2 protein-coding genes are annotated in these 840 nt (G+C 43.7%); one reads left to right on the top strand and one right to left on the bottom strand.

Annotation, left to right across the window (positions count from 1 at the left end):
* Positions 1-234 (bottom strand): hypothetical protein (locus tag ACS8FD_RS18705; protein ID WP_439276954.1); only part of this gene is annotated, 234 nt, incomplete at its 3' end.
* A 67-nt stretch (positions 235-301) separates the two neighbouring features.
* Here ACS8FD_RS18705 and ACS8FD_RS18700 point away from each other — a divergent pair.
* Positions 302-840 (top strand): saccharopine dehydrogenase NADP-binding domain-containing protein (locus ACS8FD_RS18700; RefSeq protein WP_439276953.1); only part of this gene is annotated, 539 nt, incomplete at its 3' end.

Here is an 840-nt window from a genome sequence, read left to right as displayed (position 1 = left end):
ACAGTGTACCCAACTGCCCAGCGCTTGACTAGCCTTTACGTTACGGATAACAATCGTAGAAGGTGCAAATTTGTTAAAAACATTGTTATCCCCTATGATGAGTAAGCACTGTTTAATTTTCTCTCTTTTGCTGCTTATTATTTCTTTGTTATCATGAATACAATCTAAAAGACTTGCAGAGTTACTCAGATAAATTTTATGAATCCTCTGTCTGGCAAAGCGTACAATAAGCAAGACATTTTATAGCTACAGTGCACCGACTTTTATTATTTATATTGACTACAGCGCTAGTGGACCGTTTATGACCCAGCATTTTATCGTTATTGGCAATCCTATTGCTCATAGTAAATCCCCGGAGATTCATCAAGTATTTGCCGCGCAAGTGGGTATTGATATTAGCTATCAACGTCAATACTGTCCTGATGATGCCGCAAGCTTCAACGCAGTTGTTGAGGCGTTTTTTAATGGTGGCGGCGTGGGTGCCAATGTGACAGTACCTTTTAAACAACTCGCTTACGCATCTTGTCAATCTCAAGGCGGTCTATCTGAACATGCGCGTATCGCAGGCGCGGTCAATACGTTACTGTTAGTCAGTGATGATTCGTCAAAAGATAAGACGCTATATGGTGATAATACCGACGGTCAAGGTTTGGTCAATCATATGATGAGCTTAGATTGGCCGCTTACAAACGCTCGTGTCGCTATCATTGGCGCAGGCGGCGCGGCGCAGGTAGTCGCGTATAAGTGCGCCATGTATAACGACGTACTCGGCGAGATTCATATGGCCTCGCGTACTAAGGCCAAGTGTGATGAGATAGCGCAAAGCGTCCATGACAAAGG

The organism is Psychrobacter sp. 1U2, assembly GCF_051847575.1.
This window is presented reverse-complemented; position numbering and strand designations above follow the sequence as displayed.